Origin of the sequence: Rheinheimera pacifica (assembly GCF_024809855.1) — a bacterium.
GTDB lineage: Bacteria > Pseudomonadota > Gammaproteobacteria > Enterobacterales > Alteromonadaceae > Alishewanella > Alishewanella pacifica_A.
On sequence record NZ_JANUEM010000003.1, the window covers coordinates 355744 to 370297 of the forward strand.

At 47.6% G+C, this 14554-nt stretch carries 15 protein-coding genes and 1 other RNA gene; 6 read left to right on the forward strand and 10 right to left on the reverse strand.

Translation table 11 applies throughout. The features are described from left to right. Nucleotides 1–92 precede the first annotated feature (92 nt). Entirely contained in the window at nt 93–1727 is a 1635-nt protein-coding gene (locus tag M2404_RS06790; protein WP_259238974.1) for a diguanylate cyclase, read from the forward strand. 101 nt (nt 1728–1828) lie between these two features. Beyond that, nucleotides 1829–2329 (forward strand): DUF1543 domain-containing protein, encoded by a 501-nt coding sequence (locus M2404_RS06795; RefSeq protein WP_259238975.1) that lies wholly within the window; start codon nt 1829–1831, stop codon nt 2327–2329. Here the strand turns inward: M2404_RS06795 and M2404_RS06800 are convergent. The 3 genes from M2404_RS06800 to M2404_RS06810 all read right to left on the reverse strand — a co-directional run bounded on the left by M2404_RS06800 (nt 2319) and on the right by M2404_RS06810 (nt 4968). After that, entirely contained in the window at nt 2319–3326 is a 1008-nt protein-coding gene (locus M2404_RS06800) for a metal-dependent hydrolase (RefSeq protein ID WP_259238976.1), read from the reverse strand. The two genes, M2404_RS06795 and M2404_RS06800, sit on opposite strands and share 11 nt — an antisense overlap. Nucleotides 3327–3376: 50 nt before the next feature. Further along, nucleotides 3377–4204, reverse strand: coding sequence for a PEP-CTERM/exosortase system-associated acyltransferase (locus M2404_RS06805; RefSeq protein ID WP_259238977.1), 828 nt, complete (start codon nt 4202–4204; stop codon nt 3377–3379). A 314-nt stretch (nt 4205–4518) separates the two neighbouring features. Beyond that, nucleotides 4519–4968, reverse strand: a complete 450-nt coding sequence (locus M2404_RS06810; protein ID WP_259238978.1) for a MarR family winged helix-turn-helix transcriptional regulator — start codon at nt 4966–4968, stop codon at nt 4519–4521. Nucleotides 4969–5143: 175 nt separating this feature from the next. Between M2404_RS06810 and M2404_RS06815 the strand changes: the two genes are divergently transcribed. Continuing rightward, a complete protein-coding gene (locus tag M2404_RS06815) occupies nt 5144–5560 on the forward strand; it encodes an organic hydroperoxide resistance protein (protein WP_215395770.1) in 417 nt (138 codons plus the stop codon). A gap of 43 nt (nt 5561–5603) precedes the next feature. Here M2404_RS06815 and M2404_RS06820 read toward each other — a convergent pair whose 3' ends face one another. The 4 genes from M2404_RS06820 to M2404_RS06835 form a co-directional block, all read right to left on the reverse strand. Further along, nucleotides 5604–8030 carry an efflux RND transporter permease subunit gene (locus M2404_RS06820; RefSeq protein WP_259238979.1) on the reverse strand — a complete coding sequence of 809 codons (2427 nt, stop codon included), beginning with the start codon at nt 8028–8030 and terminating at the stop codon, nt 5604–5606. After that, nucleotides 8002–8904, reverse strand: coding sequence for an MlaA family lipoprotein (locus tag M2404_RS06825; protein ID WP_259238980.1), 903 nt, complete (start codon nt 8902–8904; stop codon nt 8002–8004). Before M2404_RS06825 ends, M2404_RS06820 begins: the two co-directional genes overlap by 29 nt. A 49-nt stretch (nt 8905–8953) precedes the next feature. Continuing rightward, nucleotides 8954–10066: a DUF748 domain-containing protein gene (locus M2404_RS06830; protein ID WP_259238981.1), complete on the reverse strand. Its 1113-nt coding sequence runs from the start codon at nt 10064–10066 to the stop codon at nt 8954–8956. A gap of 357 nt (nt 10067–10423) precedes the next feature. Further along, nucleotides 10424–10597: a hypothetical protein gene (locus M2404_RS06835; RefSeq protein WP_259238982.1), complete on the reverse strand. Its 174-nt coding sequence runs from the start codon at nt 10595–10597 to the stop codon at nt 10424–10426. A gap of 35 nt (nt 10598–10632) precedes the next feature. Between M2404_RS06835 and M2404_RS20325 the strand changes: the two genes are divergently transcribed. Further along, the gene (locus M2404_RS20325; RefSeq protein WP_405047775.1) at nt 10633–10812 is read left to right on the forward strand and encodes an XRE family transcriptional regulator; all 180 of its coding nucleotides are present in this window, start codon (nt 10633–10635) and stop codon (nt 10810–10812) included. 57 nt (nt 10813–10869) lie between these two features. Here the strand turns inward: M2404_RS20325 and M2404_RS06840 are convergent, their stop codons facing one another. The 3 genes from M2404_RS06840 to smpB all read right to left on the reverse strand — a co-directional run bounded on the left by M2404_RS06840 (nt 10870) and on the right by smpB (nt 13637). Beyond that, nucleotides 10870–12327: a hypothetical protein gene (locus M2404_RS06840; RefSeq protein ID WP_259238983.1), complete on the reverse strand. Its 1458-nt coding sequence runs from the start codon at nt 12325–12327 to the stop codon at nt 10870–10872. Nucleotides 12328–12647: 320 nt separating this feature from the next. Beyond that, nucleotides 12648–13008, reverse strand: a transfer-messenger RNA (tmRNA) gene (gene ssrA / locus M2404_RS06845). A gap of 146 nt (nt 13009–13154) precedes the next feature. Beyond that, entirely contained in the window at nt 13155–13637 is a 483-nt protein-coding gene (smpB, locus tag M2404_RS06850) for an SsrA-binding protein SmpB (RefSeq protein ID WP_259238984.1), read from the reverse strand. Nucleotides 13638–13743: 106 nt separating this feature from the next. Between smpB and M2404_RS06855 the strand changes: the two genes are divergently transcribed. Both M2404_RS06855 and M2404_RS06860 read left to right on the forward strand, forming a co-directional pair. Then, nucleotides 13744–14187: a type II toxin-antitoxin system RatA family toxin gene (locus tag M2404_RS06855; RefSeq protein ID WP_259238985.1), complete on the forward strand. Its 444-nt coding sequence runs from the start codon at nt 13744–13746 to the stop codon at nt 14185–14187. Next, the gene (locus M2404_RS06860; RefSeq protein ID WP_259238986.1) at nt 14180–14527 is read left to right on the forward strand and encodes an RnfH family protein; all 348 of its coding nucleotides are present in this window, start codon (nt 14180–14182) and stop codon (nt 14525–14527) included. Before M2404_RS06855 ends, M2404_RS06860 begins: the two co-directional genes overlap by 8 nt. Nucleotides 14528–14554: the final 27 nt, after the last annotated feature.

Genomic DNA, 14554 nt, shown 5'->3' on the forward strand with positions numbered 1-14554 from the left:
AGATTTTTCATTAACTTGATGATATAACGGCCTGTGTAGTGCCGGAAGCCGGATAGTGGATACATCGGCATTAAACTTATAAGCAGCGTAGCATGACAGAGTCAAAAACAGATTTAGAGCAGCAGTTGGCACAGTTGCGCCATACCTATGTGATGCGGCTGGTGCAAGAGTTGCCATTGTTACAGCAAGAGGCAATGTTGCTGTATCAGCTGTCTGATGTGGCCTGGCGTGCTCAGGTTCAGGATTTGTCTGTCAAACTGCATAGTCTTGCAGGCTCTGCCGGCACTTTTGGTTTACCTGAGCTTGGCGAGCAGGCGCGGCAGTTTGAGCAACAGCTAAAGCCCTGGCTGGTGCCCGGCGCAGCCGTTACCGCGGCAGAACAAAAGCGCCTGATTGATGATATACAACAGCTTAAGTTACCAACGGCAATAGCCGGCTACCCTGCAGTACCGGCAACGGCAGAGGTGGCAGCCGTACAGCGGGGCGGTGTTTATCTGTTATCTGATGAGCCTGCTTTAACAGAGCAAATCAGCACTATGCTGGATATTTTTGGCTATAGTTACCGCCACTTCAGCAGTTTAGACACCTTAGCGCAGGCGATTGCCAATACCCCTCCTGAAGTATTAATTATTGATCTGGATATGCACCAGAACCCCGGGCAATGTATGCAACGCATAGCCGGGTTACAGGCAAAGCAAAGCTCAGCCATTCCTGCACTGCTGCTAAGCCACCAGAATGACTTTGGCAGCTATTTAAACGCTATACGGGCGGGTGCTATCGGCTATTTTGTAAAACCATTGAATATCACTGAACTGGAAGCCCGTTTGCGGCAACAGCTATCGCGCAATGAGCGTGAACCATTCAGGGTTATGCTGGTAGATGACGACCAACTGCTGGCAGAACACTATGCGTTGGTATTACGCCAGGGTGGCTTACTGGTAGAGGTGTTGTCAGAGCCAGCGCTGATTTTTGAATCTCTGAAGCAGTTTCATCCGGATGTTATTTTGTTGGACGTCAATATGCCGTTATGCTCTGGCCCCGAATTGGCACAGTTGGTGCGGTTGCAGCAAGCCTGGCTGGGCGTGCCGATTATTTATTTATCGTCTGAAACCGACGGCGAGCAGCAATTGGCTGCACTGATTAAAGCGGGCGATGATTTTATTACCAAACCTATTACCGATACAGCCTTGCTGGTGGCGGTATTTGCCCGTGCACAACGGGCCAGACAACTGGCTGATATTATGACGCGCGACAGCCTTACCGGCCTGTTGCAGCATGCCCATATTAAAGAGCGGTTGGCTCTGGAAATGTTACGGGCAGTGCGCAGCAGCCAGCCTGTCAGCGTGGTAATGCTGGATATCGATCACTTTAAAAAGGTTAACGATAACTACGGCCATTTAATTGGTGATCAGGTTATAGCCAATTTAGCTAACCTGTTAAAACAGCAATTACGTAAAACCGATCTGGTTGGGCGTTATGGCGGTGAAGAATTTTTACTGGTGCTGCCTGATTGCAGTGTTGAGCGGGCTTTTACCGTAGTAGAGCAGGTGCGGGAGTTGTTTGCCGCTTTACCTTTTACCGCAGCTGATCAGCGGTTTTTCTGTAGTTTCAGCGCAGGCATCAGTGCTGCCACACTGGGGCATGCCGATTTAGTGATCGACAAAGCCGATCAGGCGTTATACCGCGCCAAAAGTTCGGGCCGTAACTGCACCATTCTGTCTGGCTGACGTGGCATATTTAAGCCTTATTAATCTGACACTTCCTCTGTACTGGCAAGTATTTCGGCGCGCCATTATACTGCGTTTTTTTATTACAACCGGAGAACACAATGCAGCTGTTTTTGGTGTATATAGGCGGCACAGCGCCGGGTGCCAATATTGAACTACATGATGTACGCTTTGTAGCCGCAAAGCGGATCGAAGACACCTACAACCTGTTATGCCAGCAGTGGTTTGGCACCGTAAAGGGCCTGCATATTGATAGCTACATGCAGATTAACCATATCGACGGTTACAGTGTCAGCCTGCACAACGAGCCGCAACACAGCAGCAATAAACTGTACTTTGTTAACTTTGGTGGTTATTACCCGGATAAAATCGCTGAACAGCATGACTTTATGCTTTGCGTTGCAGCTTCAGCTGCAGAAGCTAAGGCGAAAGCAAAACAACAACTGTTAACCGATGCCGACAGCCAGCACAAAGATGATTTGCTGCAACTGGACGACTGCTTTGCTCTGGAACAACTACAGGGGTTATATATTCACCTGCACAGTAGCGGGCAAAGCCAGCCTATGCGGCCCGATTGGTCTGGTTATCAGGTTATTGGCTAACAGCTAAGTAAGGCGAGGGCAGTTGCTGCCCCCACATGCGTTGCCATAACCACGGCAACGCCGTTGCCATATCACGGCGCATCGGCAACTGTTGTACGGGCAGGTTATTTTCCGGGTCTACCACAAATTCAAAAGCATAGCTGCCTTCCTGCCCCATACGTAAATCGGTTAGCAGCAGCGTATCACCTTGTTGCTGCACAGTATAAAAGCCACGGCTGAACCAGTGTAATTGCTGCACCGGTTTAAGCCTGGCATATTGCTGCTTAAGCGAGTGGTCCCGCATAATATGCGTAAAGCTAATCTCGGTAGTGCTATCGAACAATGAATAAAATCCCTCTGCGTATCCCTGCTCTGTTATAACCACAATACGCCACAGCACTGTTGTCAGCGGCGCTGGTGTCACCAGCATTTGCTGGTAATCCAGTTGCTGTTGATGCAGGCTGTTTTGCGCAACATTACTGACATGCTGCTGTGCCAGCACTGACCACAGCATATAAGCACTGGAAACTACCAGCCCCCCGGCATTTACTATCAAGCCACGCGGTTTACTTAGCAGGTAATAGCCCAGCCCCAGCAACAATGGCAGGGTATACAGGGGATCAATAATAAAGATGCTGCCGACAGCAAAAGGGGTATTGGTAAAAGGTAAACCAAATTGGGTGCCGTATACCGTCATGGCATCTATGGCAGTGTGGGTTAGCAGAATAAGCCAGGTTGCCAGTAGCCAGCGCCAGTAATGTTGTCGTTGCTGGCATACCATTGCCGCCATCCATGCCAGCAGTGGTGATACTAATGTCTGGTATAAAACCGCATGGCTTTCCGTGCGGTGCAACACCATATTGCTAACGGCATCGCCATAATCAATTACCACATCTAAATCAGGCAAAGTACCCAGCACCGCACCGGTAAGCACGGTTTTTAGCCGTGAGCCCGGCGTTTTACCCATTACCGTGGCAGCAACAGCAGCGCCTAATGCAAGTTGTGTTAAAGAATCCATACTACTGTCTGGTACCCGTGCGCAGAATTAAGCCGGTATTTTAGCAGATGTCAACGATATGCCAACTGCGGCCGGGTAGCGTGAAAATACTCACTGCTTTGCTCAAACAGCTGCTCATCAAGGGCATTACGTAACTTAAGGTAGTCTGATTTCAGCGTTGCTCTGGTGGTGCGCATATCCAGATAGTAAGGCGCACGCTTGCCGTTAAAGTCTATCGCTTCGGCAATCTGCACAAAATGAATACCTACTCTTTTAAGTATTCTGGCCAGCGAGGGTTCAATCATCACGTAGGCGTGGTAACGATCGTCCCGGACACACATCAGGGTTGCCAGCAAATACAGAGCGACGGATACCAGTTTGCGGCATTGGCCCTGTAAGCTGGTTAACGCGGAATAGTCGTCTGTTGCTTCAATAATCTGGCTGTGACGAATATCTCTGGGCACCGCAAGGCGCGATATTTCGCAGATATTACGGCGGGGGAAGTTTGCCGGTGCCAGTGCCGTATTGGTAAAACTATTAGCAAAATAGCACTCCACCGGTAGTAATTGCTCTGGTGCTGCTGATGTGATCAGGCGCACAGTGCCAGCCAGCGTATCTGAATCAGTGTGCTTAATTGCACAGTGGATCGCCCGGTGATCAAACTGATCATACTCCAGTTTATTTGGCCTTGGCGGTTCGTAGCGTAGTTCTTCACAATACACTTTATGACGTAAGCGAAATGTTTCATTGCGGTGTTCTTGCACACTGGCCAGCCGCGCCTGATAAAAGTCGGGAAAATGCAACAAAGGGTTGTACAAAGAGGTGCAGTTAAAAGGTGCTGCTAATGTGTTTGCTGATGGTGAAAAAGCAGTATCTGCAACTGCTGCCAGAGAACTCATAATGATGCCCCAAAAGTCATTGTCTGCGCATTATCTGATTTTATAGTTGTCTTAATTGCGCGTGAAATTAGCTTTCCGTGCGGTGTAAATGCTGACAATTCCATTGCAGGGCGCTAAGGCCGGAATTACTATGCAGTTGATTCGGGTTTGCGTCAAATGCCAGATTGGTACTTTTATAAAGTAAATCAGCCAATTGAAACTAAGATTATGATTTAACGAAAGTAAAAAAATATTGTTATTTAACTAATGTTATTAAGTGTAATTCAGCCTGAGTTCATCTTAAATATACTCTAACAGTCTGAAGTATATGACTATTAGCCAGCAGAGCAGCGTTCAAGTTGTTGAATATCCGACTGAACCTGCCGTGCCAATGCCCTTAGCTGCACTAATCTGTCATCTGGTAGTGATATCTGGCAGCGCAGCGCAGGCATCACGCCCGCTACAGCCGTTTCCAGCGTTTTGCCGCTGCTGGTTAGCACCACATGCTTTACCCGTTCATCCACTGCAGAGGGTATTCGTTTCAGCCAGCCTTTTTGTTCAAGCTTTTTTACCAGCGGTGTTAAGGTGCCTGAATCAAACAGCGTTTTGCTACCCAGTTCACCCAGGCTGATATTGTCCTGCTGCCATAATGCCAGCATTACCACATACTGTGGGTAGGTTAGATCAAAGGGCTGTAATAATGGCCGGTACAACCGCACCACAGCATTAGAGGCACTATAAAGCGCAAAGCACAGTTGCTGTTCCAGTGGTAAAGTTTTATTCATTTGCGTTAATCCGGCAATTTTAGCCAAGTGTAGCAAACTTAGCTGCCAGCCTTATAGCTCTGGTAGTTATATTTCAGGCAAAAAAGTTATATGCAAATATATTGCATGCAAGATTAATTAATTCTATTATGCAGATGTTCGCTAACGGCAACTAACCTTAACTGAGGAAATAACGATGGATATTCTTTATAAAGCAGTAGTAACGTCAACCGGCGGCCGTGATGGCGCAGCTAAATCAAGCGATGGTTTATTAGAAGTTAAACTGGCCGCACCAAAAGAATTAGGCGGTGGTGGCGGGGCAACCAACCCAGAGCAGTTGTTTGCTGCCGGTTATTCAGCCTGCTTTATTGGTGCAATGAAGTTTGTTGCAGGCCAAAGTAAACAAGCGCTGCCAGCTGATCTTAGCCTGCGTGCTGAAGTTGGTATTGGTAAAATTGAAGGTGGTTTTGGCCTGGATGTTGATTTGTTCATCAGCCTGCCGGGTATGGACAAAGCAGCAGCGCAGCAACTGGTAGAAAAAGCGCACCATGTTTGCCCTTATTCAAATGCCACCCGTGGTAATGTCGACGTGCGTTTACACGTTAGCGTATAACCGCATTGGTGCCACTAAAGCCGGTTTTTGCCGGCTTTTTGCATTATGCAACGTTAGTTGCAGGCTTAACAAAGCGGTTAAGCAGGGCTGGCAATATGGTTAAATCGGCTGCCAGTGCCATTACCATGGCTGCTGCGGTCAGCAAGCCAAAATACACACTGGGTAAAAAGCTGGAAAAACCAAACACAGCAAAACCTGCGGCAATAACGACAGAGGTAAATAACATTGCCATACCGGTATGGGCAAAAGCGCTTTTAAGCGCAGTATCGGCCGGGGTCTGTAAATAGCTGTGCACGAAGTGAATGGTGTCGTCAATTGCGATACCCATCGCAATAGCGGCGATGGTAATGGTCATAATGTCCAGTGGAATACCCAGCCAGCCAATCAACCCTAAAATACCCAGCGTGGTGCATACATTAGGCACCAGGGCTATCAGCGCAATTTTTAATGAGCGGAAGATCAGCAGCAAAATAATTGCCATGCCAAGGTACACCAGGCCTAAGGTCATAATTTGCGAATCAAACAACCGCGATAAAATATCCTGATACAACACAAACAGGTTGGTAAGGCTGTAATCTTCAGCTTTAAGGCCCACCGATTGTAAATCCTGATTCAGCTGTTGCATCAGCAGCTCGCGGTTAAGCCCTTCTGTGGTGTCCTGAATGCGGGTGGCAATGCGCACCTGCAGCGGATCTTCAGTTAAATAAGCCCCCACCAGCTGGTTAACGACTTTTTGATCCAGCAACAGGTAAATCGAATTTAATTCATATTCTGTCAGTGGCTTGCCATCATTAAGCTGGGTAGCCAGGGTGGTAAAGTTAACCAGCGAGGTTACATTGCCGGTGGCGGCAAATTCTGCCACCACGGCATGGGCCAGATGCAACTGATTAAACTGCTCAGCACTTAGCAGCAAATCCGGTTTGGTTTTTGCCGGGTCAAGGGTAATAACAATATCCAGCGGCGTAGAGCCACCAAATTCCTGATCAATAAACTTAAGCTCCTGATACACCTGGGTGTCGGTGGCAAAATAGTTAATAAAGCTGTTTTCTACATTCAGCCGCATAATACCGGGTAACAGCAGCGCAAACAGTAGCAGGCAGGCAAAAACCGTGCGTAAAGGTACCCGCGCCACCACACGGCGGATAGCCTGCAAGCTGATGCTGAGTATGGCGTAGTCGGCGTTTTCCGGTTTGCTTTTCAGCAGGCTAAGCAGGGCAGGAAACAGCAGCAAGCTAACACTCATGGTGATCAGCATTGCAATTAACATCATAAAACCAAAATCAACCACCGGCTGAATACCGCTGAAGATTAACGAGCCAAAACCGACAGAGGTAGTGATTGTGGCATAAAAGCACGGCGCCAGTTTTTGCTGTAATGTGGTTATTACACGCTGCTGTTGGCTGGCCGAGGTGTCGTTACGGGCGATCTCGCGGTAAGCGCCGATAAGGTGGATCATCACTGCCAGCGTTAAAATAAGCTGTAGCGCAATAAAATTGGCTGAAATAACGGTGGCACGTATGTCCAGCAAGGCAAACAGGCCAAGGGTAAGCCAAACACTTACAGCACAGGCTAATAGCGGAAACACCACCCAGCGCACGCTGCGGTAAAGCACCAGCAACAACAGGGCGATAATGCCGGCAATGGCGCTGCCAAATACCGTGAGATCACTGGTGATAATGTCCACCAGATGTTGCGCCACGACATAACCTCCACCGGTAAAGGTTTGGGCGCGTTGCTGTACCTGTTGGTTAATTTGTTCTATCTGCGCAATTTCCTGCTGGCGCTGTTTAACCAGGGCCTGACGTAGCGGATCTGCCTGCTCCTGCAATTCGGTCAGTGCGGTTTGTTCTTCTGCACTAAGTTCGCGTTGCAGCGTGTGGCGCTCAATCGCCAGCATCTCGCTTTCCAGCGCGGTTAACTGCGCATCGGGTTTAAATACTATCTGAATGGCCGCCGCGGTTTGGGCAGTATTGAGCAGCAAGTCGGTAAAAATAGGGTGGTCGCTGAGCAGTTGCTGCATTTGTGCCGGTGAATATTGCTGTTTCTGCCAGGTAAGTGCTGATACATCAACGTCTGTAGTTAATGCTGCTGCATCGGCAATCAGCGGTACGTTAAGCATAGAGGTAACATTTTGCACCCGCTCCAGCTTGCTGTATTGCGTGCTCAGCGCAGTTAAGTCGGCAAAGGTTGTGTTGCTAAACAATTCGCCGTTGCGTGGTTTGTAAGCCACCAGAATAAACTCATCCGGTGAAAAACGCTGATTCGCCTGCTGGGTTTTAATATACAGAGCGTTATTTTTTACCAGCAGGGTGTCAGCCGAGGCGTCGATACGAAACTGCTGTACAAAAAATGCTGCGGCAGCAATTAAAAAGATAAATAGCAGCAATATAACAAAGCGTGCCTGCACAATACGCTGTGCCAGCCACAAGCTGAAGCCGGTATTATTCTGGCTGGTTGCTGAAGGCGTCATCGCGCTTTACTCCCTGTAAAAACTGGTTACGAAAATACAGGTAAGGGTCTTCAGCCTGTTGATAGAGCTTTTCATATACTCTGGCGCGATCAGAAAAAGTATCAACGGCGTCAACACCCTGCAGGTAATAAGTGTCAGGCGGTGAGGTTATTTGCCGTAGCGGATCAAGCAGCACACCACTTACCACCGAGGTTGAACCCCGCACATTGTTCTGCCCCAGTATGGGCAGTACCAGATAGGGGCCGGGGCTAACATTATAACCGGCCAGCGTATCAGCCAGTGATTGCTTTGCCGGTGGCAAATCAAACCAGGCGGTGGCGGGGTCGAACAAGCCAAGAATTCCCACGGTACTGTTAATTAAAAAACGGCCAAGATTAGTGCCTGCATCTTTTACTTCACCGGCGGCAAGGTTATTCAGCAGGCTCAGTGGCTCGCGGATATTACTAAAAGCATTGCCTATTTTGCTGCGTACTACATCCGGTAATACATATTCGTAGCCTTTAACCAGCGGGATCAGCGCATAAGAGTAAGCGACATGGTTAAAACCAAACATAGCGCGGTTCCAGCCTTCCAGCGGATCATTGTATTGCTCTGCCGCTTCATCTTCCGGCGTTGCGGGGTCATCACGGCTGGCCATATCCACCACTGTAGGCTGAATTTCAATATTGCCCTGTGAGGTTTTAATGGTGGTGGTTTTACCGCTGCTAAGCTGTTCTGTTGCGGCTATGGGTTCTGCGGTGGCTTCTGGTTCTGCCGCCGACGCTGTGCTTTGTTGGGCTGAGTCGGCCGTTGCAGTATCAGGCGGCACCGGCTTACTGGCACAACCGCCAAGAGCAAACAGAAAAAAGGCGGTAATAACGGTGGCTGTTTTCATGCAATTCTCCGGTCAATACTCTGGTACCTAATGTAGCCAGCAGTTTATTTTAGTTTTTTGCCGCGTCGGGTTTTTCATCAGCCACGGATGAAAAATCAATAATATCTTCAAGATTTAACTGATAAGCCTCGATAAAAGCATTACGCAGCAGCCCGACCAGGGCTTTTAACCTGGATATATCCGGTTCGTTAAAATCACCGCTGACAGGGATCCGGGTAGCAATCAGGTTTTGCTTACTGTTTTCAAGCAATGTAGCGAGCATGGCCGAAATACCTTCAACAAATATCTGCAATGGGTTCCCGTCACCCTTTATAACATCTTTTACCACGTCTTCTTTCCAGGAAAAAATTTTCAGGTCGTAAATACCAAATTTTACATAGCCATTTAACCGGCCTTTATCGCTGGCCAGTTCTGTAGCCAGTTCAAACTCGCCTGCTTCTACGTCAAAGGGGGCATATATTTTGATAATATCTGCTGTTTCGGCAGCAGGTATTCTGTCCATTTTCATATTGATATCAAACATCGGTAACTTTACGTTAGGGTTAAACTTACCTGTAATGATAAAAGGAGTCTGTTTGGCAACTGTGCCGCTAAAATCGAGCTCAGTTAACAGCTCTGACTGTGCGTTGTTGTGCAGGTTAACAACCTCGCCCTCTACGTTGCTCAAAATAAGCTCACCCAGCAAATCCTGGGCAATGGCATTAAATTCAATTCTGCCATCGTGAATAGCTAATTTATCAATAGAAAACAGCGTCAGGTTATTTGCCAGGCCAATCCAGGTGCGCTCGTCCAGTACCGCATCCTCGGTAATATCTTCCTGATCGGCTCTGTCCAGCGCCATAATCACTGGCTGATAAAATGCCATAGTGCTAACTATTTCACCATCGGCCAGCGCAGCCCACGACAGCCGGATGTCAATGCGCTCGGCGGAAAACAGCGGCAGCTCGCCTTCGTCGTTAAGCTGATTAATTTCTATCTGCTTAATAACATAACCACCACGCCAAAGCGCCAAATCAATATCCCGCACCTGGCCGCTAATACCTTCCTGTTTTTCCAGCAGCGAATTGACATACCATACCATTACAGGCGGTAAGGCTACTCTTATTGCCAGCAATACTAAAACCACAGCCAGCATAATTTTTACACTGTTAGATAATCTCATCGGTAAGCGTTGTTTAAGGTGAAGAAGGAAATGCTAAGACACCAGCAAAGATCAGGCCACGCAGCTTGAAGGGTTCAAGGTACTGAATTTAAATAACTTTACTAACATTCACTAAGCTGGCTCACCAAGGCGAGACAGTATTTCGCGGATTATTTACCTGTAATTTTGTAAATTTTGCTGCAATGCAGTTGTGGTAATAGAGCAGAAAAACAAAAGGCCAACGGGACAGCTTTGCCCAAGCCCTGAAAGAACGGGGCTACATCCACGCCCGTGGTGACCGTCGCAGTTTTGTGGCGGTAGATTTCCGGGGTGAAGTCTATGCCGTGGGCAAATATTCCGGTATGAAAGCCAAAGAGGTCAAAGAACATCTTGGGGGGTGAAAAAGCGCAGCCGTCCGTCGATCAGGTCAAACAGACCAACGCCGCCCGGATCACCACCATGCTGCGGCAACATATCCAGACCCTTGAGGGACGGCAGAAACGGTAATTCCGTAATCTCCGGCAAAGCCGGAAAGAAACCGTCCAGCGGCAACGGGAACAGCGCGACCAGTTGTACAAGGTTTAACCATGCGGCAAGCCCATGCCCAAACGGGTTATGCAGCGGCGGACTTCTCCCGGGTTAGAAAAGCTAACCTTGATCAGTTCAGCATTGATCGGCTTATGGGCATGTTAAACAGCTTGGGGGCGCGGGTTGATGTGCGGGTGGATATTCGTAAGAGCGTCACGAGTCCCGGTTTGCAGCCGTAATAAAAAAACACATAGGAAGAGCTCTCTGGTCAAAAAGGCCAAAAATCTCTGAGCACGTCACTCATAGGGCGCGCGACAATCAGGGCTATAGTCAATTGTCATCGTTCGTGAATATCCCCCTCGTGAAGTATTCACGAAGGCCTCCTTGCGGAGCCGAACCCTCCTACCATGAACCTCCGTGTCAATATCATCGCCATGAGAAATTCTTTCCAAAACTTCCGAAGAGGCATCGCCGATAGAAGATAGAAATAAAACCTCACACACCTGATGGAATCGCGCCTCTGCCACTTCACTGTCTTCATTGTTGTTAACATTCAAGACCAGCTTTAAGCGCTTCACTGCCTGTTTGTCTCCGCTTATGTAGTAGGCGATATTACTGGAAAACAGAGACTCTTCATTAATGGTAAGGTAGGTGGAGCTTGCCCACCATTCATCATCGTAGGTTCGATGGTAATCGCTTGTTTTCAGGTTTTCACTTAACAGAAATCCCGTCGCGGCAATAGGGCACCAACCAGCATCCGGCGAAACATTTGACGGGCTACGCTCTCTTTTTTGATATTTCTTAACCTCTGATATTGCATTCAGAATGCCCTCACGACTTTCTGGTGGATATGCACCGACATTACGCTTCCAACGCCGTAATCCTTCCAAATCAAAACGGAATCGGATGGTAGCCTGAAGCATTGCGTAACGGCGTAAGGAGGCATCCTTCAGTGCGAAGCGCAGACTAACCCATATCAGCTCGTAAGAAACTAAAATGCTAATTAAGTAAAGATAAGGCAGAAACAACAGGGAAAGAATAATTGGTATAAAAAATTCACACAGATTGCTCCATGTTGCGAAATCTTCAAAGTCCGTTGCCGCCATGTATATGCCATATCCGATGTAGGCACAGCCCACAGTCACAAGCATGCCCGACATTAGGCTGTGTACCGAAGCGTGCTCCTTTTTCTTTCCGCTCATGACATGCATGGCGGTAACGCAAAAGAGAAATGGAAACAAGACAAGCTCTGCAAACAGAGGGAAACTATATGCTTCTGCTATAAAAGTAATAATGGCCGTTACATTAACTGTGTCGCGAATCGTTTTTTTAAAATATGTGTTGTCTTCGCTAATTCGATTGACATCCATTAATGTTAAAAATGCGAATGCGAAGCTCCATAAAATAGTTGTTTTGAGGTTGGCTGTTGTCCATATATCGACGTAATGTAAACCCAGCAAACACAGAATGATCCAGAGTGCGGCACAAAGCACAACCACCATTATCTGGGGTGAAAAAAAAGCTCGAACCAACAGCTTAAATGATTTGGCTATATTGTCGCCTTTATCTTTAAAAAAGATATAGACTAAAATTGCTGCTGTCCAAATAAGAGCTGAAAGCTCTCTGTTGCTTAGCTCCATCAGTGATCCCTCAAATTTTAGTTCTTTGCGGACAGTTACTAATAGCAACGCTGTTTTTATGATCGCAAAATGAATGGTGCAGGCAACAAAGTCAACTTCAATGCATTCTTTCAAATATTCAGAATGTGACGGGACAAACTCACCTCTATGTGGGTGAGTTTGATAAATTATAGACGTATCAAAACTCCCACCATTCTTATGGCATGATGATAATTCGAGATACTTTGTGCGTAAGATTTAGATTCATAAGGCTTATCCTGCTAGAAGAGCAGCACCATGTCAACTTAAAGCCGGATGAGGATGTTCCCGCAAGCGTATACCAAAAGCATATCCCCGGATTGAAGCAGCGTGAAGAAATAGCAAGGTATTAGTAATTGATGGGTAGTGTCTGCAGAAAAACAAAAGGCCAGCATTTCTGCTGGCCTGTTGCTATTTGGTGGAGCTGGCGGGAGTTGAACCCGCGTCCGAAAAACCTACATCTTCGGTCCTACATGCTTAGCACATTCATTTAGTTAACCCTATGAGCGCCGAATGGCAGGCTATCGTCGGGCGAGCCTGATTGGTTTTAACGTTTTGTCTCCAGGCGAAGACGCGACGCGATTCTGTTAGGGGTGATCTTCCAGAGTCTCAGCTTACAGACATGCGTGAGGGGAAGAGCTATCTACTGCCTATTAAGCAGCGATTGCGTATGTTTCGTCGTTTGCGACTAGTTTTTTGCGGTTTTTTTACGAGGCCTACCGCACCTCGGCATGCACCTAGGAGTTCGTGAATCCCGTCGAATCCAGAATCAGCCCCGAATTCTGTATGGAACACTTACACACCATAGTGTTTGGCTATTGTACGCAGCTGACTGTTGTTACACAAGCGAGCATTGCACCTTTGCCGTTTTTTCCTGTCGCCTTACTTAGATGGGGTAAGGCGGCAGAAGTTTCAAGCCCGACTTAGCGTTTATTGTGTTTCATCATGCGTTCTTTTTCGCGTGACCAGTCTCTGTCTTTAATATCGTCACGCTTATCAAAGGTTTTTTTACCTTTGGCTAAATGAAACTCCAGCTTAACCCAGCAGGCTTTCCAGTACATGGCTGTGGCTACCAGCGTAAAGCCGTCACGCTCTTTTAAGCCCACTAATTTATCCAGTTCGCGTTTGTGCAGCAACAATTTGCGGCTGCGCTCCGGGTCGCATATTACATGGCTGGAAGCGCTTTTTAGCGGCTGAATTTGCGCACCAAGCAGGAAAGCTTCGCCATTGTGTAAAATGACATAAGAATCTGACAGGTTAACTTTACCTTCGCGGATGCTTTTCAGCTCCCAGCCCTGTAGGGCCATGCCCGCCTCATAGCGGTCTTCCAGAAAGTACTCGTGCCGTGCCTTTCTGTTTTGCGCTATGGTGCCGTTTTTGTTTTTACTAACTTGTTTTTTACTCATAATTCGTTATTTGTCGCAGCTCTGTTTTATGGGTCAGCGATGGCTCAAGCCTTGTTGCAGCGCGTTATTCTGTTACAATCGGCGGCGGGTTTAAAGGGGAGAGAGTATGCCACAAATTGAGCGCAGTGCGCTGGTTTTTTACAGTGCACAGCAGATGTTTGACTTAGTCAACGCTGTACCTGACTATCCGCAATTCCTGCCTGGCTGTACCTCTGCCCGTATTGTCAGCCAGTCTGAAACAGAGATGGTGGCATCGCTTACGGTTTCCAAGGCTGGTATTGGCCATTCTTTTACCACCCGTAATACCTTGTACCCGCATCATCGTATTGCTATGCAACTAGTAGACGGCCCGTTTAAGCAATTACATGGTGGCTGGGAGTTTCAGCCATTAAGTGAAACGGCCTGTAAGGTAGTTTTAAGGCTGGAGTTTGAATTTTCCAGCCGGCTTATTCAGTTTGCTTTTGGTAAAATTTTTGGCGAGCTTACCGCAGCTATGGTGAATGCGTTTACGCAACGGGCAAAACAAGTATACGGAGAAAGCCATGTCTGAGCAGATCATGATAGAGGTTGCCTATGCAATGCCAGATAGGCAAAGCCTGATGACATTATCAGTTAACCGTAACAGTACTGTGCAGCAGGTTATTGAGCGCTCTGGCATTTTGCAGCAGTTTGCTGAAATTGACCTTGCTGTGCAAAAAGTAGGCATTTGGAGCCGGCCGGTAAAACTTGATGATACGGTAAAAGCGGGTGACAGAATTGAAATTTACCGGCCACTGATTGCCGATCCAAAAGATTTACGCCGCCGTCGGGCCGAGAAAGCTAAAGAAGAAGGCCGGGCAGATAAAGTAACCGGTGGCCGGCCACATGAAGTGAAAAGCGCTACGGAATAAAAAAACCAGCTTGGCCGCTGGTTTTTT